The 20159-nt window shown below is 73.8% G+C and carries 16 protein-coding genes; 10 read left to right on the top strand and 6 right to left on the bottom strand.

Going from position 1 to position 20159, the window contains the following annotated elements; genetic code table 11:
• Positions 1–12 precede the first annotated feature (12 nt).
• Together I6G21_RS03125 and I6G21_RS03120 are read right to left on the bottom strand one after the other, a co-directional pair.
• Positions 13–837, bottom strand: a complete 825-nt coding sequence (locus tag I6G21_RS03125) for a siderophore-interacting protein (RefSeq protein ID WP_061225708.1) — start codon at positions 835–837, stop codon at positions 13–15.
• 213 nt (positions 838–1050) lie between these two features.
• Positions 1051–2421: a sodium/glutamate symporter gene (locus tag I6G21_RS03120; protein ID WP_197939458.1), complete on the bottom strand. Its 1371-nt coding sequence runs from the start codon at positions 2419–2421 to the stop codon at positions 1051–1053.
• A 264-nt stretch (positions 2422–2685) separates the two neighbouring features.
• Here I6G21_RS03120 and I6G21_RS03115 point away from each other — a divergent pair, with 264 nt between their 5' ends.
• The 3 genes from I6G21_RS03115 (at position 2686) to I6G21_RS03105 (ending at position 6175) form a co-directional block, all read left to right on the top strand.
• Complete coding sequence (locus tag I6G21_RS03115; RefSeq protein ID WP_058730522.1) at positions 2686–3141, top strand: pyrimidine dimer DNA glycosylase/endonuclease V; 456 nt, start codon at positions 2686–2688, stop codon at positions 3139–3141.
• 5 nt (positions 3142–3146) lie between these two features.
• Complete coding sequence (locus I6G21_RS03110; protein WP_129357629.1) at positions 3147–4622, top strand: TIGR01777 family oxidoreductase; 1476 nt, start codon at positions 3147–3149, stop codon at positions 4620–4622.
• Positions 4623–4843: 221 nt separating this feature from the next.
• Positions 4844–6175: an NRAMP family divalent metal transporter gene (locus tag I6G21_RS03105; RefSeq protein WP_081275473.1), complete on the top strand. Its 1332-nt coding sequence runs from the start codon at positions 4844–4846 to the stop codon at positions 6173–6175.
• Between the two features lie 132 nt (positions 6176–6307).
• On the opposite strand, the gene I6G21_RS03100 is transcribed toward I6G21_RS03105, so the two are convergent.
• Together I6G21_RS03100 and I6G21_RS03095 are read right to left on the bottom strand one after the other, a co-directional pair.
• The gene (locus I6G21_RS03100; RefSeq protein WP_129357630.1) at positions 6308–8170 is read right to left on the bottom strand and encodes an acetyl/propionyl/methylcrotonyl-CoA carboxylase subunit alpha; all 1863 of its coding nucleotides are present in this window, start codon (positions 8168–8170) and stop codon (positions 6308–6310) included.
• The gene (locus tag I6G21_RS03095; protein WP_165869975.1) at positions 8155–10161 is read right to left on the bottom strand and encodes a 5-oxoprolinase subunit B/C family protein; all 2007 of its coding nucleotides are present in this window, start codon (positions 10159–10161) and stop codon (positions 8155–8157) included. Before I6G21_RS03095 ends, I6G21_RS03100 begins: the two co-directional genes overlap by 16 nt.
• A gap of 104 nt (positions 10162–10265) precedes the next feature.
• Between I6G21_RS03095 and I6G21_RS03090 the strand changes: the two genes are divergently transcribed.
• Together I6G21_RS03090 and I6G21_RS03085 are read left to right on the top strand one after the other, a co-directional pair.
• Positions 10266–11363, top strand: a complete 1098-nt coding sequence (locus I6G21_RS03090) for a CPBP family intramembrane glutamic endopeptidase (RefSeq protein ID WP_129357632.1) — start codon at positions 10266–10268, stop codon at positions 11361–11363.
• Positions 11360–12691 (top strand): M18 family aminopeptidase, encoded by a 1332-nt coding sequence (locus tag I6G21_RS03085; RefSeq protein ID WP_129357633.1) that lies wholly within the window; start codon positions 11360–11362, stop codon positions 12689–12691. The genes I6G21_RS03090 and I6G21_RS03085 overlap by 4 nt, the downstream gene beginning before the upstream one ends.
• 129 nt (positions 12692–12820) lie before the next feature.
• On the opposite strand, the gene I6G21_RS03080 is transcribed toward I6G21_RS03085, so the two are convergent.
• Positions 12821–14272: a glyceraldehyde-3-phosphate dehydrogenase gene (locus tag I6G21_RS03080; RefSeq protein ID WP_064725294.1), complete on the bottom strand. Its 1452-nt coding sequence runs from the start codon at positions 14270–14272 to the stop codon at positions 12821–12823.
• Positions 14273–14510: 238 nt separating this feature from the next.
• A complete protein-coding gene (locus tag I6G21_RS03075) occupies positions 14511–15605 on the bottom strand; it encodes an excalibur calcium-binding domain-containing protein (protein ID WP_129357634.1) in 1095 nt (364 codons plus the stop codon).
• Positions 15606–15809: 204 nt separating this feature from the next.
• Here I6G21_RS03075 and I6G21_RS03070 point away from each other — a divergent pair, with 204 nt between their 5' ends.
• The 5 genes from I6G21_RS03070 (at position 15810) to I6G21_RS03050 (ending at position 20045) form a co-directional block, all read left to right on the top strand.
• Positions 15810–16748, top strand: a complete 939-nt coding sequence (locus tag I6G21_RS03070) for a carbohydrate kinase family protein (RefSeq protein ID WP_129357635.1) — start codon at positions 15810–15812, stop codon at positions 16746–16748.
• Positions 16749–16822: 74 nt separating this feature from the next.
• The gene (locus I6G21_RS03065; protein WP_058730382.1) at positions 16823–17362 is read left to right on the top strand and encodes a YbhB/YbcL family Raf kinase inhibitor-like protein; all 540 of its coding nucleotides are present in this window, start codon (positions 16823–16825) and stop codon (positions 17360–17362) included.
• A complete protein-coding gene (locus tag I6G21_RS03060) occupies positions 17363–18199 on the top strand; it encodes an HAD family hydrolase (RefSeq protein WP_058730383.1) in 837 nt (278 codons plus the stop codon).
• Complete coding sequence (locus tag I6G21_RS03055) at positions 18196–18978, top strand: hypothetical protein (RefSeq protein ID WP_129357636.1); 783 nt, start codon at positions 18196–18198, stop codon at positions 18976–18978. The genes I6G21_RS03060 and I6G21_RS03055 overlap by 4 nt, the downstream gene beginning before the upstream one ends.
• A gap of 62 nt (positions 18979–19040) precedes the next feature.
• On the top strand, positions 19041–20045 hold the full coding sequence (locus I6G21_RS03050) for a glycerophosphodiester phosphodiesterase family protein (RefSeq protein ID WP_165869976.1): 1005 nt from the start codon (positions 19041–19043) through the stop codon (positions 20043–20045).
• The last annotated feature ends 114 nt before the right edge of the window (positions 20046–20159 follow it).

Here is a 20159-nt window from a genome sequence, read left to right as displayed (position 1 = left end):
ACGGCCGCTCGCTCAGTCCTCGATCTTGCCGATCGGCTCGCGCTTCTCCGCCTGGAAGCGGTCCTCGGTGCGCCCGTAGGCCCAGTACCCGGAGATGGAGATCCGCTCCCGGGGGACCTCCCGCTCCTTGAGGAGGCGACGCACCTGCTTGATGGACTCCCGCTCCCCGTGGGCGAAGACGTCCACGGTGCCGGGCAGCCACTCGCGGGACTGCATCAGCGCGGTCAGCCGGTTCGGATCCGCGCCGGTGCCCTCCTGCACCTTCCACACGACCTCGAAGCCCTCCGGCACCGAGGCGAACTCCTGGCGGTCCTCGTCGTGGTCCAGGGTGATGAAGGCGTACCCGCGGGCGTCGTCGGGCAGGGCCTCGATCGCGGAGCCGATGGCGGGCAGCGCCGAGGCGTCGCCGGCGAACAGGTGCCAGTCGGCGTCGGGATCCGGGGAGTACTTCCCGCCGGGCCCCATGAGCACCAGCTGGTCCCCGGGGGATGCCTGCGCGGCCCACGGGGCGGCCAGTCCCTCGTCCCCGTGGGTCACGAAGTCGATGGTCAGGGTCTGCGCCTCATGGTCGACGGCGCGCACCGTGTAGGTGCGGGTCACGGGAACGTCCTCCGGCGGGAGGGTCTCCCGCACGTGCATCATGTCGAAGGGGGCGCTCAGGCCCAGCTCCGGCTTGGCGAAGACCAGCTTGACGTACTGATCCGTGAAGCCGTTGTCCTGGAATGCGGAGAATCCCTCCCCGCCGAGGATCAGGCGCACCATGTGCGGGGTGAGCTGCCGTCGTTCGACGACCTGCAGGAGGGTCTGCGGCTTGGGCTTGCGCTGCGGGGCGGTCATGGGGACCTCCGATCCGATCGGGACGAGTAAGGCTCACCTCACCCTAACGCCCGCTCCGCGGTGTGCCCACCCGCGGCTCCCGCCCGCGGGGATGCCTCACCACCGCGAATTGGGAGCCGTCTCGGTGTTTGGGAGCGTCCTCGTGGCTCCCAAACGGCGAAACGGCTCCCAAACGGGCAGGCGCCCCGCCCGCAGGCGCCCCGCCCGGGGGCGTCAGGTGCGGACCCGCACCGCCTCGTGTTCGCCGTCGCGGTTGGCGCGCACCCAGCCCAGGGCGAAGGCCAGGACGATCACGACCACGGCCACCACGGTCGCGATCCCGCCGAAGGCCCAGGTCAGGCCCAGGGTCACCATGATCGGGGCGAGGATCGTGGTGCCGATCTCGAAGGGCGCGTACCCCACGTAGGCCACGCCGAACTCCTCCATGGTCCCGGACTTCATCCGCGGGTCCACGATCTTCAGCAGGGCGATGCCGGTGGCCACCGACGCCGTCGCCCAGCCCCACCCGAACAGGCCGCGCTCCAGCCAGGCCTGCTGGAACATCGCCGGGGAGAGGAAGCGGAACACCAGCAGGCAGTACACCAGGCCCAGCACGAACAGCAGAACCAGCGGCACCGCGTAGTCCACGACGATGGACGGCACGATCGAGGCGATGCCGAAGGCCACCAGGTAGTCCGTGGCCCCGCCGGAGATCGAGTTCACGGTGGTGCCGTCCACGTACGCGGAGGCCTTGGTGGCGTCCAGGATCAGGCGGAAGATGAAGCCGATCACGAAGGCCATCGCGAACATCGGGATGGAGATCCCCGTGGCGGTCTTGATCCCGTTGGTCACCAGGTACGCCACGAACGTCGTCCCGGCGATCACGGACAGGTGCAGGGCCAGCGGCTCCAGGGAGGACGGGGAGGAGGTGCCCTTCCCGATGGAGGGTCGCTCCCCGATGATCGAGATCAGGCCCGTGCGCACGTCATCCGGCAGCTCCTTGTACGAGCCCATCTGGGAGGTCCGCCCCGTGGAGGAGCCCCACTTGGCGATGATGACGCCGCCGATGATCGCCACCAGCGTGCCGACGGTCGCGGAGGTGAACCCCAGGGTCGTGGCGACGGCGGCGCCGTCGTCCCCGTCCAGGGCCGCGCCCACCGCGGCGGCGGTGCCGAAGCCGCCGACCCAGCCGACCGGCATGATCATCCCGAACCAGTCCGGGGTGCCGAACAGCGGGACCAGCACGATCAGGCCGAACAGCACCGCGATGCCCCACTGGCCCACGTACATGCCGGTGGAGTAGGACCACATGGTCCGGGCGCCCTTGGCGACCTTCCCGGAGAACTCCATGGAGAAGGGCATGGCCGCGAACACCACGGCGATGAGGATCGAGGAGTACGCGTTGAGCTGGTCCGAGAACGGGATCCAGCCGAGCCCGGCCGGGCCGAACAGGATGCCCAGCAGACCGCCGGTGATCGGCGCGGGCAGCAGCAGGTGCTGGGCGACAGGGATGAACCGGCGGATCAGCTTGCCGAGCAGCAGCAGACCGGAGATCCAGCCGATGTCCGAGAGCAGGGTGTACGGGGTGTAATCCAGGGGAGTCACCTTCCGGGTGCGGGCCGACGGCGGAGGCTGACGCGGCGTCGTCGTCGCGCGCGGGGCCGGCGGCGGGTGATCGGGGATGCCCGAACACCCTACTCGATGGTGCGAGCTTCGGTGCTCGATGACGCCCGGACCGCGCCCTGACCAGCGGATCCCTTTGGGAGGCGCGGCGGCCTGCGGGCGGCCGGGGCGCCTTCCGCGCGGTAGCGTGGGCCGAGAGAGGGCGGTCCGTCGGCGAGCGCCCCCCGATCCGAAGAGGAGGCCACCGTGCGACTGTGGAGCCTGCACCCGCGCTACCTCGACCCCAAGGGCCTGGTGGCCGGGTGGCGTGAGGCCCTGCTGGCCCAGAAGGTGCTGCAGGGGCGGACCACCGGGTATCGGAACCACCCGCAGCTGGCCCGCTTCCGCGCCTGCCCGGACCCGCTGGCGGGGATCGCGATGTTCCTGCGGGAGCTGCACGCCGACTCCGCTCGCCGCGGGTACCGCTTCGACGCCGCGAAGATCGACGCCGAGGCCCTCGCGCGCGCGCAGGCCCTGGACCCGATCCCGGTGAGCGCCGGGCAGATCGACTACGAGGCGGGATTCCTCGCCGAGAAGCTCGCCGTGCGGGACCCGGAGCGGGTTCCCGCGCTGCGCACCGACAGGGAGGCCGGGCGCATCAGCCCGCACCCCCTGTTCACCATCGTCCCCGGTCCCATCGCGGACTGGGAGAAAGCCAGGTGAGCCCCATGAGCACCTACACCCACGACGCCGTCATAGACCACCCGCGCTCGACCGTGACCGGCTGGTACGGCTCCCCCGGGGCCATCCGACGGCTCACCCCGGAGTTCAGCGGCACCGTGCTGCAGGAGCCCACCGACGGGCTGGACCGCGGGTCGGTGACCAAGCTGCTGATGGGCCTGCCGTGGGCGGAGACCTTCCTGCCCGGTTCCCTGCACGCCGGGGTCCGCTGGACCGCGGTGCACACCGAGCACACCCCGGGGGAGACCTTCACGGACGTCATGGACCGCGGGCCCCTGCGCTCCTGGACCCACCACCACGTCTTCTCCGACGCTCCCGGGGGCGCCCGGGACGGCGACGGTGAGGTGGAGGGCGGCACGGAGGCGGCGGCCACCCGCGTGCACGACGAGGTGGACTACGAGCTGCCGGCCCGACTGGATGCGAGGATCGGGTTCAGCGTCCGGGAGATGCGGCGGCAGCTGGAGCGCGTCTTCGAGTACCGGACCCGCCAGACTCGCGCTGACCTGGACTTCCACGCCGCCCTGCGCGGGATCCGCCCCGAGCCGATGACCGTGGTGATCGCCGGGGCCTCGGGGCTGGTCGGCATGCAGCTGAGCGCCCTGCTGCGCGCCGGCGGGCACCGGGTCATCACCCTGCAGCGCCGGGAGGGCCCCTCGGTGCGCCTGGACGCGGACGTCATCACCTGGGATCCGGCCCACGGGGTCCTGGACCCGCAGCTGCTGGCCGGGGCCGACGCCGTCGTGAACCTCTCCGGGGCGGGCATCGCCGGGCGCTTCACCGACGCCCACCGCCGGGCCGTGCTGCATTCCCGGCTGGACGCCACCCGGACCCTGGTCACCGCGATGACGCAGGCGGCGGGCGAGGACGGGCCGATGACCCTGGTCAGCGCCTCGGCCTCCGGGTACTACGGCCACGACGCCGGACCCGTCACCGAGGCATCCCCGTCCGGAACGGATTTCCTCGCCGAGGTGTGCCGCCGCTGGGAGGCCGAGGCCCGCCGCGCCGAGGACTTCGGGATCCGGGTGGCCCTGGTGCGCACCGGCCTGGTGCTCAGCGCGGCCGGCGGTCTGCTGGGTGTCCAGCTGCCGCTGTACCTGGCCGGGGCCGGCGGCCCGATGGGCGGGGGTCGGATGCGCCAGCCGTGGATCTCCCTGCACGACCTCGTCCAGATCTACGCCGTCGCGCTCGCGAACCCGGAGATCTCCGGTCCGCTCAATGCCGCCGCCCCGAACCCGGTGACCCAGCGGGAGTTCGCCCGCACCCTGGGCCGGGTGCTGCGCCGCCCCGCCGTCGTCCCGACCCCCGCCGCGGCCCCGACGGCCGTGCTGGGCCGGCAGGGCGCCCGGGAACTGGCCCTGGCCGACGTCGCGATGGACCCGGCGGCGCTGCGGGAGGCCGGGTACCGCTTCCGCTTCGAGGACCTGGAGGACGCCCTGCGCCTGACCCTGGGCCGCTTCGTCTGACCCCGGCCCCGCCCGCCCCACCCCATCCCCGAGCCGGCGCATCCGTTCCCTTCCCGGCCCGTTCCTTCCGCGAGGCGGCGCATCCGTTCCCGGAAATTCCGAAAGTGGGAACGAGAGCGCCGTCTCGGTGAGGGGGTGGGAACGAGAGCGCCGTCTCAGCATCGACCGCGCTGGTAGGCTCGCGTGTGTCGTGCCACACTGATGCTCCGAGAGGCCCCGTCATGACCCCTGATCCCTCCCGCCGCTCCCACCGCGACCGCCGTCGCGAACACCGCCCGGACCACGACCACGCCGGGCACCCCGTCACGGAGTCGGCACCGCCCACGGCCGCGGGCGACGTCGTCGCCAAGCAGCGCCTGCCGCATACCGAGTCCAAGCGCTCGATCCTGCTGGGAGCGCTCTTCCTCATGGCGACCTCCGCGATCGGCCCCGGCTTCATCACCCAGACCGCCAACTTCACGGTGCAGCTCGGGGCGGCCTTCGCCTTCGCGATCCTGCTCTCGATCCTCGTGGACATCGCGGTGCAGCTGAATGTGTGGCGGGTCATCGGCGTGTCCGGGCTGCGCGCCAACCAGCTGGCCGGGGCCCTGGTGCCGGGTCTGGGCGCGGTTTTGGCGGTCTTCGTGGTCTTCGGCGGCTTCGTGTTCAACGTCGGCAACGTCGCCGGCGGCGGCCTGGGGCTGAACGCCCTGCTCGGGCTGGACCCCACCTGGGGCGGGATCCTCACGGCGGCCCTGGCGGTGGCGGTGTTCCTGTCCCGGAAGGCCGGGGCGGCGCTGGACCGGATCGTCGTCGTCCTCGGGGTGGTGATGATCCTGATCACCGGGTACGTCGCGGTGGTCTCGAATCCGCCGGTGGGGGAGGCGCTGCGCCAGTCCGTGGCCCCGGACGTCATCGACATGGCTGTGATCATCACGCTGATCGGCGGGACCGTGGGCGGGTACATCACCTACGCCGGGGCGCACCGGATGGTCGACGCCGGGGTGCACGGGGTGGAGGAGGTCCGCTCGATCTCCAACGCCTCCGTGGTCTCCATCGTGGTCACCGGGATCATGCGCTTCCTGCTGTTCCTGGCGATCCTGGGGGTGGTGGCCGGCGGGGCGCAGCTGGCCGGTGGAAATCTCGCCGCCAGCGCCTTCCAGCACGCGGCCGGGGAGGTGGGGCTGCGGCTGTTCGGGCTGATCCTGTGGGCCGCGGCCATCTCCTCGGTGATCGGGGCGGCGTACACCTCGGTGTCCTTCATGGTCCCGCGCACGGCTCGTCCCCTGGTGCGCAACGGGCTGACGGTGGCGATGATCGTGGTCTCCACCATCGTGTTCGCCTCCCTGGGCACGGCCCCGGCCAACCTGCTGATCATCGCGGGGACGGTCAACGGGCTGATCCTGCCCGTCGGCTTCACGGTGATCCTGGTGGTGGCGATCTTCCGACGCCGGGATCTCCTGCACGGGTACCGCTACCCGGCGTGGCTGATCGCGGTGGGCGTGGCGGTGTGGGCCCTGACCCTGTGGCTGGGTGCCAACGCCGTGCAGAGCCTCGGGAAGCTGTGGGGTTGACGGGGTCCGCAGCGGTGCGACGGCGCGGCGAGCGATTCCAACCAGCGGCCGCTCGGCCGGACCAGGGCCCCGAACCGCCGTCGCGCGGGGATGATTGCGCGGCCCGATCAGCGCGGCGCCTCGGGCGGCGGGTCAGCCGGTGATGCGCCCCAGCTGCGTGCCCGCGGCGACCTTGGCCCCCGGCTCCAGCTCCGCCCGGTGGAACACCCCCGCTCCCGGGGCCTCCACCGGCATCTCGGTCTTCATGGCCTCCAGCACCGCGAGCCGCTCGCCCTCGGCTACCTGGGTGCCGTCCTCGGCGACCCAGCGCACCAGGGAGCCGGCCAGCGGGGCCTCCACGACGACGCCGCCCGCGCCGTCGGCCGCCCCCTCACCAGAGTCAGCGCCCCCGGAACCGCCCGCACCCGCGGAAGCGCCGGACCCCGCCGAACCGCCCGAGGCACCGCGCCCGCCCGGCGCCGCGGCCAGGTGCCGGCCCAGCCCCTCGCCCAGGGCCGCCAGAGCGGTCTCGGGCAGGCGCACCCGCAGCCTGCGGCCCTCCACCTCCACCGCGGCCGCCACGCCAGCGGGGCCGGAGGAGCCGCCGTCCTCGCCCCACGGGTCCGCGAACCGGGGCGCGGCGTAGCCGCCGTCGGGCTCGAGATCCGGGGTCAGCGTCTCCTCGATCCACGTGGTGTGCACCCCGAAGCCCTCCGCCTCCTCGGCCGCGAACTCCGGGCGTGCCAGCACCGCCCGGTGGAAGGGCAGGGTCGTGGCCACCCCGTCCACCGCGGCCTCCCGCAGCACCGTGCGCGCCCGGGCCAGCGCCTGCCGGCGGGTCGGGGCGGTGACCACCAGCTTGGCCAGCAGGGAGTCGAACTCCCCGGCCACCGTCGTGCCCGGACCCACCCCGGCATCCACCCGCACCCCGGGACCGCCGCCCAGGGCCAGCGCGCGCACCGCGCCCCCGGCAGGCAGGAAGCCGCGGCCCGGATCCTCGGCGTTGATCCGGAACTCGATGGCGTGCCCGCGCGGTGCGGGCGCCTCGTCGAAGGGCAGGGGCTCCCCGGCGGCGACGTCCAGCTGCAGCCCCACCAGGTCCACCCCGTAGGCCTCCTCGGTGATCGGGTGCTCCACCTGGATGCGGGTGTTGACCTCCAGGAAGCTGATCAGCCCGTCCGCGCCCACCAGGAACTCGCACGTTCCGGCGTTGACGTACCCGGCCTCCCGGAAGATCGCCGCGGCCGCGCCCTCGAGGGTGCGCCGCTGCTCCTCGGTGAGGAAGGGCGCGGGTGCCTCCTCCACGAGCTTCTGGTTGCGCCGCTGCAGGGAGCAGTCCCGGGTGCCCAGCACGACGACGCCGCCCGCGGCATCGGCCACCACCTGCGCCTCCACGTGCCGGGGCCGCTCCAGGAAGCGCTCCACGAAGCACTCCCCGCGCCCGAAGGCTCCGCGGGCCTCCCGAGCCGCGGCCTCGAAGGCCTCCCCCACCTCGTCGACCTCGCGCACCACGCGCATCCCGCGGCCCCCGCCTCCGTGGGCGGCCTTGATGATGATGGGCAGCCCGTGCTCCTCGGCGAAGGCCCGCGCCTGGGCGGCATCCTCCAGCGGGCCGTCCGTGCCCGGGGCCAGCGGGGCGCCGGCCGCCCGGGCGATCTCCCGCGCCCGGATCTTGTCCCCCAGCGCCTCGATGGTCTCCGGGGAGGGGCCGATCCACCGCAGACCCGCCGCGATCACGGCCCGGGCGAAGCCCGCCGACTCGGCGAGGAACCCGTAGCCGGGGTGCACATCCGTGGCCTCGGCGCGCCGGGCGATCTCCAGCAGCTTCCGCTGATCCAGGTACGTCTCGGCGGGGGAATCCCCCTCCAGGGCGTAGGCCTCGTCGGCCAGGAGAACGTGCGGCGCCTCGGCGTCGGCATCGGCGTACACGGCGACGGTGCGGATGCCGCGCTCGGCGCAGGCGCGGATGATCCGCACGGCGATCTCGGAGCGGTTGGCGATCAGGACGGTGCGCATCGGCTCTCCTCGGTGGGTGCGGCGTTCTCGGGCGAATCGGGACGGATGATCCCGGCGGGGTCAGGCGGATCGGGGCCTGCGACGACGCCGGCGGGCTGGTCGGCGGGTGCGGCCGGGGTGATGGCGGGCGGCTCCAGCACCACGCGCGTGCCCGGCGGGGCCTGGGCCAGCAGCCGCAGGTGCTCGGGGGCCACGAGACCGAGGACCGGGTAGCCGCCGGTCACGGGACGGTCGGCCAGGAACACCACCGGGTGCCCGTTCGGCGGGATCTGCACGGACCCGCGCACCAGCGGTTCGGAGGCCAGCTCCGCCCCCTCGCGCTCCGGAGTGCGACGCAGCCCGGCCGCGACGGCGCCGGAGCCTGCGGTCTGAGCGGCGTCAGTGCGGGCGGCATCGGCGTCGGATGAGGACCCCCGCCCGGACGCCGGCCCGCGGTCCTCGACCCCGACAGCCCCGACGGCGTCGGCGGGTTCGGGCTCCAGGCGGGCCGCCACCCGATCCGACTGCTCGGCCACCCGCCACACGCTCCGGTGCAGGGCGGCCATGGAGTCGTCGGCGAACCAGTCCGCACGCGGCCCCGGGGCCAGCGGCAGGCGCAGCACGGCGTCGTCCTCGGGCAGGGGCACCGGCGGGCACCACGGCTCGACGGCGGCGCGCGGGGTCGGCCCCACGGGCACCTCGTCCCCGCGGGTCAGGGGCGCCGGGCCCGCCCCGGAGAGGGTGTCCGTGGCCAGGGACCCCAGCACGGCCCGACCCGTGAAGCCGCCGCGCACGGCCAGCACCAGGCGCAGGCCACACCGGACCGGACCGATCTCCAGGGTCTGCCCGGCGCGCAGCAGGAAGGGCCGATCCAGGGGCGCGGGCCGCGGTCCCTGAGTATCGGAACCGGAGAGGCTCGCCTGCACTCGCGCTCCGGTCAGCGCCAGCACCGCATCCGGGGCGTCCTCCGGGACCATCACCCGCAGCCGGCCCAGCGCGTTCTCCAGCACGGCCGAGCCCGGCGGGTTGCCGACCAGCCGGTTGGCCGCGTGCGCCGCGAGGGGATCGGCCCACCCGGAGGGCCCGACGCCGAGGTCATCCAGCCCCGGCCGCCCGGCGTCCTGCAGCGTGGTGGACAGCCCCGGGGCGAGGATCCGCAGCCGGGCGGCGGTCTGCTCCGCCCCGGTGTCGTCCCGGACGGTGCGGGGCTCCGGAGTCTCGGCGGCCGCGCCGAAGTCCCGATCGGTCGCACGAGGTGAGCCGTCGGGGGAATCCTCCGCCGCCCCGCGGGGCTCGGCGTCGTCGGCGTCGTCGGTGATCTCCCGGAACCGCACGACGTCGCCGGGGGCGATCAGCGCTGGAGGGTCGCGGTCCACGTCCCACAGCGGGGCGTCGGTGCGTCCGATGAGCTGCCAGCCTCCGGGGGAGTCCTGCGGGTAGACCGCGGAGAAGGTCCCGGCCAGGGCCACCGAGCCGGCCGGCACCCGGGTGCGCGGGGAGTCCCGACGCGGCACCTCGAGCCCGCCGGGGCCTGTGGCGTCCGGAGTGCCGTTCGCTCCGCCGTCCGGGGTGAGGTAGGCGAAGCCCGGGGCGAAGCCAGCGAATCCGGCCCGCCAGCGGGTCTCGGTGTGGCGGCGCACCACCTCCTCGGGGGTGCAGCCCAGGTGCTCCGCGCAGGCGGTCAGATCCGCGCCGTCGTAGCGCACGGGGATCTCCACCACGCGCTCCCGGTCTGCCGGCGCCTGCACTCCCGGATCCTGGGCCGTGAGTCGGCCCAGGTGCCGGGCGAGGCGGGTGCGGGCGGCCTCGTCCAGGGGTCGGTCGAAGCGCAGCAGGAGGGTCCGCGCGGCGGGCACGGTCCCGGCGCGCCCGGCCAGCAGGTGCTCCGGCGGATCGGCGAGCACCCGTTCCCGCAGGTCCAGGACGGCGGCCAGGTCCGGCAGATCTGCGAGCACCGCGCGCGGGCCCAGCGCGTGCAGGGCAGGGGCGGCGTCGGCGGGTGGCTGCGGCACGGCACTCCTTCCGGCGGGGCGGCGGACGGCGATTCCCACCAGTCTATAGCTCGGGTCACGACTCGTCCGGAAGGGCCGGGAGGCGGATGGATACAGTGGAGACCATGGTCCAGCCCCCGCCCGAGCGCCCCGGCGCGACGCCGCCCGCCGAGCCCCCTCACGACGTCGGCCCCCGCCCGGACACCCGGCACGCCCAGCCGGGCCAGGCACCCGCACCCGCCGCCGGGCTGGCCTACCACCGGCTCGCGCTCGCCGATCCGCGGCACCGCTGGTGGTCCCCGCTGGTCGAGATTCCGCTGGCCGGAGCCGTGTACCTCGCGCTGTCCTTCGCCCTCGGGCTGGTCTGGTTCGCCGTCCACGCCGGGGACCCCGCCTCCGCGCGGATCGAGCTGGGGCCCTCCGGGTACCCGGTGGAGCTGTTCACCCGCCCCGGGATCTTCCTGATGACCTTCCTCGGCATCATCGTGATGCTGCCGGCCGTGCTGGTGGGTCGCCTGGTGATGGGGCCCCGCCCGATCGGTCTGATCCTCTCCGCGGCCGGGCGCCTGCGCTGGGGCTGGCTGACCCGGTGCACGGGGCTCGCCGTCGCCGTGTTCGTCGCGGTGCAGGCGGTGATGATGCTGCTGCCCGTGGAGCAGGCGGAGACCGGCGCGGCGCAGGCGGGCCTGCCGCAGACCGTCTGGAACGGCGGGACCAGCCTGGCGATCCTCGTGATGATCCTGCTGCTGGTGCCGGTGCAGTGCGCCACCGAGGAGGTGGTCTTCCGGGGCCTGCCCATGCAGACCCTGGGCCGCTGGCTGCGTCACCCCGCGTGGGCCATCCTGCTGCCGGTGCCGGTGTTCGTCCTGGGCCACGGCTACGATCCGTGGGGGCAGGCCAGCGTGGGGGTGCTCGCCGTCGTGGCGGGTTACCTCACCTGGCGCACCGGCGGACTGGAGGCGGCGATCGGCCTGCACTCGGCCAACAACGTCATCGGCCTGGGCCTCGGGCTGATCGGCTGGGCGGATCCCACGGCCTCGTCCGGCGGGGCCCCGGGGGACCTGGTGGTCGCCGTCGTGGTGGACGGGCTGTACGCCCTGCTGGTGGTGCGCCTGGCCCGACGCCGGAACCTGCCGCGCCTGCGCATGCCCCTCATGGCCCCGCCGATGGCGCCCCCGCCGACCCGATTCGACCCCATCCCCGAATCCAGGAGGAATCCATGACCACCGCCCCCATTCCCGACGCCCGCGAGCACGCCCTGGATCTGGGCCGCTTCCTCGCCGCCTCCCCGTCTTCCTTCCACGCCGCCGCCGAGGGGGCCCGCCGCCTGGAGGCCGAGGGGTTCACCCCGGTGCGGGAGTCCGAACCCTTCCCCACGGCTCCGGGCGGGTACTTCCTGCGGCGCGACGGCGCCCTGCTGGCCTGGGTGCAGCCGGAGACCGGGCAGCGGGCTGGGGGTTTCCGCGTCCTCGGCGCGCACACGGACTCGCCCTCCTTCAAGCTGAAGCCGCACCCGAGCACCGGGTCCCTGGGGTGGAGCCAGCTGGGCGTCGAGGTGTACGGCGGGGCCCTGCTGAACTCGTGGCTGGACCGGGAGCTGCGTCTGGCCGGGCGCCTGGCCGTGCGCGAGGAGGATGGGAGCCTCGGGCAGCGTCTGGTGGCCACGGGTCCGGTGGCCAGGATCCCGCAGCTGGCCATCCACCTGGACCGCACGCAGAATGAGGGGCTGACCCTGGACCGTCAGCGGCACACCCAGCCGATCTGGGCGGCGGGGGAGGAGCCGCGGGATGTGCTGGCCCACCTGGGCGAACAGGCCCTGGACGCCGCGGGGGCCCACCCGGCGCCGGTGGCCCCGGAGCGGGTCCTGGGCTGGGACGTGGTGCTGGCCGATGCCCAGGAGCCGCGGCTGTTCGGCGCGGAGGAGGAGTTCCTGGCCGCGGGGCGGCTGGACAACCTCTCCTCGGTGCACGCCGGAGTGCAGGCCCTGATCGGTGCGGCGGCCGCCGGCGGCTCGGCGTCGGAGCAGACCCTGGTGCTGGCGGCCTTCGATCACGAGGAGATCGGCTCGTCGACCCGCTCCGGTGCCGCCGGGCCCATCCTGGAGGACCTGCTGGTGCGGATCAGCGCGGCCCGCGGGGACTCCCCGGAGGAGTACCGTCGGGCCCTGGTGGCCTCGGTGTGCCTGTCCTCCGACGCCGGGCACCTGGTCCACCCGAACTATTCGGGGCATCACGACCCGGTCAACCGTCCGCAGCCCGGCCGCGGGCCGCTGCTGAAGATCAACGCGAATCAGCGCTACGCCACGGACGCGGTGGGCGCGGCGATCTGGGCGCAGGCCTGCCGTGACGCGGGGGCCCGGTATCAGGAGTTCGTGTCCAACAACGACGTCCCGTGCGGCTCCACCATCGGACCCATCACCGCGACTCGCCTGGGGATGCGCACCATCGACGTCGGGCTGGGCCTGCTGTCCATGCACTCGGCCCGGGAGATGTGCCACATCGAGGACGCCGCCGCGCTGGGCGCCGTCATCGATGCTTTCTACCGCGCCTGAGCGCTCCTCCCCGGCGCCAAGACGTTCCAGCGCCAAGAATTCTCAGCGCCGAGCCGTCAATCCGGGAGGGACGATCCCCGATTTTCGGGGACATCCCTCCCGGATTGACGGCTCGGCGCCGGACGCGGGTCAGTCCCGCGGGAAGCTGGCCGGGTGGGCCCCGACCATCTCCTCCACCACCCGGATCACCTGGCAGGAGTAGCCGAACTCGTTGTCGTACCAGACGTAGACCACCACGGAGCTCCCGGACACGATGGTGGCCAGACCGTCCACGATCCCGGCGCGCCGGGAGCCCACGAAGTCCGTGGAGACCACCTCGTGGGAGTCCGTGTAGTCGATCTGCTTGCGCAGCGGGGAGTTCAGGGACATGTCCCGCAGGTAGGCGTTCAGGGACTCCTTGGACTCCGGGGCCTTGCCCAGCTGCAGGTTCAGGATCGCCATGGACACGTCCGGGGTGGGCACACGGATCGCGTTGCCGGTGAGCTTGCCCGCCATCTGCGGCAGGGCCTTGGCCACGGCCTTGGCCGCGCCGGTCTCGGTCAGCACCATGTTCAGGGCCGCCGAGCGGCCGCGGCGGTCCCCCTTGTGGAAGTTGTCGATGAGGTTCTGGTCGTTGGTGAAGGAGTGGACGGTCTCCACATGGCCGTGGGAGACGCCGTATTCGTCGTCGAGCACCTTCAGCACCGGGGTGATCGCGTTGGTGGTGCAGGAGGCGGCGGACAGGATCCGGTCCGAGTCCTCGATGACGTGGTCGTTGACCCCGCACACGATGTTCTTCAGGTCCCCCTTGCCCGGCGCGGTCAGCAGGACCTTCGCCACGCCCTTGGCCTTCAGGTGCTGGGACAGGCCCTCCTCATCGCGCCAGCGGCCGGTGTTGTCGATGACCACCGCATCGCGGATCCCGTACCGCTCGTAGTCCACGGCGGCCGGGTCCGAGGAGTAGATGAACTGGATCGGCACCCCGTTGGCGGTGATCACGTCCGTCTCCGGGTCCGCCTGGATGGTGCCGTTGAACGCGCCGTGCACGGAGTCCCGGCGCAGCAGGGAGGCGCGCTTGAACAGGTCGTTCTCCGCGTTCTTCCGCACGACGACGGCGCGCAGGTTCAGCCCCGAGCCGGCCCCGCGCTCGATGAGGATGCGGGCCAGCAGCCGGCCGATGCGCCCGAAGCCGTAGAGCACCACATCCTGCCCGGCGGGTTCGGTCCGGCCCTTCCCCCCGACCACCTCGGCCAGCTGCTCGCGCAGCCAGGCGTCCAGCTCCCGGCCCTCGCCCTCGCTGCGGTACAGGGAGTTCAGTCGGGCCAGGTCCACGGAGGCCGCGCCCAGCTCCAGCTCGGTCAGGGCCTGCACCAGGGGGAGGGTCTCCTCCAGGTCCAGCTCCACGGTGTCGATCTGCCGGGCCCACCGGTGGGCCTTGATGATGTCCGTGACGGACCGGTTGATGAGGCTGCGCCCGTGGATGTTGACCACCACCTGGTTCTCCCGGTGCAGGCGGCCGATCAGGGGGATCATCTGCTCGGCCAGCTCTTCGCGGCGGGACCAGGCGGCGGGGGTGGTGGGGGTGCTCACGGCGGGATCCATTCTCCTTCCCGCCCCGGGGTGCCGCGTCCCCGGGGCGGCCCGCATCCGCGGCGGGGCGGACGGGGCTGCGGGGTCGGCGGTACGGGGCGGAGCTCACGTCATTGTGGGGTACCCCACCACCTTATCCGACGCCGGGACCGGCCGATGAGACGACGCACGCCCCTGGACCGCGGGGTCCGGGGGCGTGCGTCGCGTGTGCCGTCGCGGGGATCCGCGGCGGGATGCGCTCGGGGCGGTGCTACTCGGCGGAGCGGCGGCGTCCGAACACGACCAGGGCGGTGCCTGCGGCGAGCACGAACAGCCCGCCGGAGACGATCAGCCCGGCCTGACGGCCCAGACCCGTGCTGGCCAGGCCGCTGGCGGAGCCGGCGCCGGTGGTGCCGGAACCGGAGGCCCCGGAGCCGTACCTGCCGGTGCCGTTGTCATTCGTGTAGTCGGGCTCCTGCTCGCAGCCGATGCCGTCGCGGTCGGCATCCAGATCCAGGGAGTAGCCGGGCTCATCGGAGTGGATGGACCGACCCAGGTCATCCCAGACGGCGCGGCAGTTCTGGTAGCCGGTGGGGCTGGCGGAGGCCTCGGGCTGGGTGCTGGCCGATGCGGAGGGCTGTGCGCCCGGCTCGGTCGAGGCGGAGGGATCAGCGGTCGGGGTCTCGCTGGGCTCCTCGGAAGGATCGGTGGTGGGCGCCGGGGAGGTGGGATCGGTGCTCGGCACCGGGGTCGGCTCGCCGGTCGGATCGGTCGTCGGGTCCGTGGTTGGCTCCGGCGTCGGGTCCTCGGTGGGTGCGGGGGCGGCGGTGATCGCGGCGTAGCCGATGGGGCCGCCGCGCATCCGGTCGCCGGTCTGCAGCGAGCCGGTCAGCAGGTTCACACCCACCGGCTCGCCGATCTTCAGCTCCTCGGAGGAATCGGCCTTGCCCTGGCGGATCGCCCCGCCGTTGGCGATGGTGGGGTACGGCAGCTCGACGGAGAAGGTGCCGTCGGCCTGCGCCTGGAACTGGGCGGTCACGGCGCCGTTGTTCAGCTTGTCCGTGCCGGAGGTCAGCTTGATGGCGATGGTCGAGGGGGTCTTGCCGTCCTCGGCGAAGAAGCCGGTGCCGGACACGTGCAGGGTCCGACCCTGAGCCCAGGCCACATCCATGGTGGCCGCAGCGCCATCCGGGTACGTGCGGGTGACGGTGGTGTCCGCCGGAACCACCGGGGCGGTGGCCGTCGGTGCGGTCGGGGCGGGGGTCTCGTCGGCCTGGGCGGGCAGGCCGCCCAGCAGGAGGCCGCCGGCCAGGGTCAGAGAGGCACCGACGCCGACGAGGGCGCGCAGCGGGCGGGGAGCGGTCATGATGATCCTTGGGTTCAGCGAATGCGATGGGGTCGGTGACGGCCGGCCGGGGAAGGCGGCTGGGCCATCCAGACCAGGCTCAGCGTACCCTCAAAAACCCCTGGGCGGGACCTGATGACCGGTGATCCCTCGGGCTGTCCGCCTCGGCGACGACCCCATGGTGGCCTGGTTCACCCACGCCGGGCCCCTCGGTAGAGTGGGAGCATGCTGACGGTCATCGGAGAAGCCCTCGTGGACGTGGTCCGCCCCCATGACGACGCCCCGCGCACGCTGCCCGGCGGCAGCCCCCTGAACGTCGCCGTCGGCCTGGCCCGGCTGGGCCACCCCGTGCGCTTCATCGGCCGCCACGGCCAGGACGAGCACGGGCAGCTGGTGCGCGAGCACCTGGAGGGCGCCGGCGTGGAGATCCCCGTGCCCGCCGACGAGCGCCCCACTCCGGTCGCCGAAGCCACCCTCGCCGAGGACGGCGCCGCGGAGTACGACTTCACCCTGGACTGGAACCTCGACGCCGTCGCCGACCAGCTGCCGCAGCTGCTCACCGCGGCCGAGGTGCTGCACGTCGGCTCCATCGGCGCGATGCTGGACCCCGGTGCCCAGACGGTGCTCGACGCCGTGCGCACCGCCGCCCCCCACGCGCTGATCTCCTACGACCCCAACTGCCGCCCCAGCATCGTCCCGGACGCTTCCGCGGCCCGCGCCCGCGCGGAGGCCGTGGTGGAGCACGCCGACGTCGTCAAGGCCTCCGACGAGGACCTGCTGTGGCTGTACCCGCACCGCACCGTCGAGCAGACCGCAGCGGCCTGGCTCGAGGCCGGCCCGGGGCTGGTGGTCGTGACCCGCGGGGCCCTGGGCTCCTGGGCCCTGACGCCGGTCACCGGCCCGGACGGCGTGAGCGTGCCCGCCCGCACCACCGAGGTCGCGGACACCGTCGGCGCAGGTGATGCGCTGATGGCGGGGCTGCTCAGCGCGCTCGCGGACCGCGGCGTCACCGGCCGGGAGGCCGCCGAGCGTCTGGGGGAGCTGGACCGCGAGGACCTGCAGAGCATCCTCGAGCGCGCCGCCGCGGCCGCCGCCATCACCGTCTCCCGGGCCGGGGCCAACCCGCCCACCCGCGAGGAGCTGGACGCCGCCCTGGACAGCTGAGCCGACCGGCCGAACCGACACCGACCCCCGTCAGGGCCGGACCGAACCACCGACACCCGACGAAGGAGAATCCCATGCTGGACCGCCGCCCCTACGAGGGCCTGCCCGAGCTGCCGACCTTCACCCTGACCTCCGAGGACGTCGCCGAGGGTCAGCCCATGCCCGTCGAGTTCGCCTCCGGGGCCATGGGCGTGGACGGCGGGCAGGACGTCGCCCCGCAGCTGTCCTGGTCCGGGGCACCGGAGGGCACCAAGTCCTACGTGCTGACCTGCTTCGACCCGGACGCCCCCACCCCCTCCGGCTTCTGGCACGCCTGCGTGTCCAACATCCCGGGCGAGGTCACCTCCCTGCCGCGGGACTGGGCCTCCGGGGAGATCGCCGACGGGGTGATCAAGCATCTGAACGACGGCGGGAACCGTGACTTCACCGGCGCCGCCCCGCCCGCCGGGCACGGCGCCCACCGGTACATCTTCTGCGTGACCGCGGTGGACACCGAGCAGCTGGAGATCGACGAGAGCGCGAGCCCCGCCGTCGTGAACTTCCAGCTGTTCTTCCACGGCATCGCCCGCGCCTTCCTGACCCCCACCTTCGAGGTGCCGGCCGAGGACTCCTGAGTGATCCGGCTGATCGCCACGGACCTGGACGGCACCGTCCTGGGCCCGGACTTCCGCTTCCGTCCCCGCACTCTCGAGGTCTTCGCGGCCGCCGAGGACGCGGGGGTGGACGTGGTGTTCGTGACGGGGCGCCCGTACCGCTGGCTGCAGCCCCTGCGCGAGCAGCTGGCCTACGAGTCCGTGGCGATCTGCTCCAACGGCGCCGTGATCTACGACCTCGGGGCGGACCGGATCCTGGCATCGGAGACCGTGGACCCGGGCGTCATCCCGCAGCTGCTGGCGCGCCTGCGGGCCGAGCTGCCGGAGGCCGCGCTGTCCGCGGAGGCCCTGGACGGCATCTACACGGATCCCGGCTGGGGGCAGACCAACGTCCTGGAGACCTCCCCCGACGTCGTGCGCGGGCCCCTGGAGCAGGTGCTGCCCGCCGACGCCGGGGTCGTGAAGCTGCTGGTGCGCCAGGACGGGACCGATCCGGGGGCGCTGTACGAGCGGGTGCGGGAGCTGGCCGGTGAGCAGGTGTCCGTGACCCACGCCGTGGCGACCCTCCCGCTGGCGGAGATCGGCCAGGCCGGGCTGTCCAAGGGCCGCACCCTGGCGCGCTGGTGCGCCGAACGCGGCATCCGGGCGGAGCAGGTCGCGGCCTTCGGGGACATGCCCAACGACACCGCGATGCTGCGCTGGGCCGGACACGGATACGCGATGGCCTCCGGGTGGCCCCAGGTCATCGAGGAGGTGGGCCGCACCTGCCCGGGCTTCGAGGAGGACGGCGTCGCCCAGACCATCGAGCGGCTGCTGGCCGAGGGCGCGGCCGACGCCGGGACCCGGGAGGACCGATGAGCTCGCGGGAGAGCCGCTGGGCCGGTGGCGAGGGGCTGCGGGTGGGGCTGATGATCGCGGCCGTGCTGCTGGGGCCGATGCTGCTGCGGGCGGTGGGACTGCCACCCGGCGTCGTCCTGATGCTGCTCTTCCTCGTCCCCATGCTGATGCAGGGCCTCGGCAGGTTCCGCCGCGGCGGCGCGGGGGAGCGGGGCCGGGATGCCGGGGAGCAGGAGGCCGCCGGGGATCTCGCGGGTGAGGACGCCGGCCCAGCCCCGCGCCCCACGCTCGGCGAGGCCCTGGCGCCGTTTCGCCGGGGGCTGTCTGGCGCGCAGCTGTTCGGCACCGGAGGATTCTCCCCGGGGATCTTCGGGGCGCGGTCGGCGGGACCCGGGCAGATCGAGGCCGTGTACGGGAAGGTGACCGGGCGGCATCGGGCGGATCTGTCCCCGGGGATGTGCCTGGCGCGGTTGGCCTCCGTGCTGGACCGTGATGAGCTGTACCGGCTGGAGCGCCTGGACGAGCAGGGGATGAACGTCACCCGACGGGCGGCCCTCGAGGTCCCCGACTACCCCCTGGAGATCACGGTGCGTCCGGCCATCGATGACGACGGGGTGGATCTGGAGCGCGCCGACGTCGTGATCGTCTCGGACCCGCCCACCTCGATCACCGCCCAGGAGCAGGACGCGATGCGGGTGATCGGGCAGCTGTTCACCATCCTGGACGTGCCCGCCGGACCCCCGAGGGCCGCGGAAGGCGACGCCGAGACTCCCGGCGGCGGGGCGGGCCCGGACGGCTAGGATCTTGCGGCTGTGCCGGTGGCGGTGCGCCTTCCCCGGGGATGGCCGCTAGGCTCGGGGGCATGTCAGAGCGCCCCCGTGACCGCACCGTCCCCACCGTCTACGCCCACCGTGGCCTGGCCCTCGAAGCCGCGGAGAACTCCCTGGAGGCCTTCCGCGCCGCGGTGGAGGCGGGCGCGGAGTGGATCGAGACGGACGTGAACACCACCGCCGACGGCGTCGTGCTGGTGCTGCACGACCCCTCCCTGGATCGGGTGGCCGGGGTGCCGGGGCGGGTCTCGCAGCTGAGTGCCGCGCAGGTGGCCGAGGTGCGGCTGCCGGACGGGCAGAGGATCCCGACCCTGGCCGAAGCCCTCGAGGCCTTCCCCACGGCCCGGTTCAACATCGACCTGAAGGACGAGGGCGCGGTGGAAGCCGTGCCGCGGGTGCTGCGGGAGGCGGGGGCGGTGGACCGGGTGCGGATCGCCTCCTTCTCGGATGCCCGACGACGCCGCGCGCTGGCCGCCCTGCGCGCGTCGGGGGCCGGCACCGGTGGGCCGCGGCGGTCCGCGGCGGGGACGACGGCCGGGCCTTTCGGGCAGGGCGCTCGCCACGGCATCGCCTCCGGGGACGGTGCGGAGACTCCCGGGGCGACCGCTCGCCGCGGGATCGACTCCGGAGACGACGCGGAGGTTTCCGGGGCGGCCTCGGGCGCCTCGGTTCCCGAGCAGCGGCGCGCTCCGCTGCCGCCGTCCAGCCCGGGGATCGCGGGGACGGCGCTGTTCCTGCTGGTCAGCAGGCTGCCGATGCGCTGGGTGCGGCCCGGCTGGCGGATCGCGCTGCGGCTGCTCGGCCGGTGGGTCCCGCCCTTCGACGCCCTGCAGGTTCCGGAGTCCCACCGGCTCGGTCCGGTGCGGGTGCCGGTGGTGACCCGTCGGTTCCTGCATGCTGCGCACGCCTGCGGCCTGCGGGTGGACGTGTGGACCGTGGACGATCCGGAGGACATGCGCCGCCTGGCCGCGCTGGGCGTGGACGGGCTGGTCACCAACCGCGCGGACCTGGCCCGGAAGCTCTTCCCCCGCCCCTGACCCGCGCTCGCGGTCCGCTGGCTGCGGTGTGCGGTGCGCGGTGTGCGGCCGAAACCGTACACCGTGGCCGAGACCGTACGAACGTGCCGAGACCGCACCCGTCGGGTCCGGTCT

This window comes from Rothia kristinae (genome assembly GCF_016028855.1).
Taxonomy (GTDB): Bacteria; Actinomycetota; Actinomycetes; order Actinomycetales; family Micrococcaceae; genus Rothia; species Rothia kristinae.
Note: the sequence above shows the minus strand (reverse complement) of the source record. Positions and strands in the feature narration are given on the sequence as shown.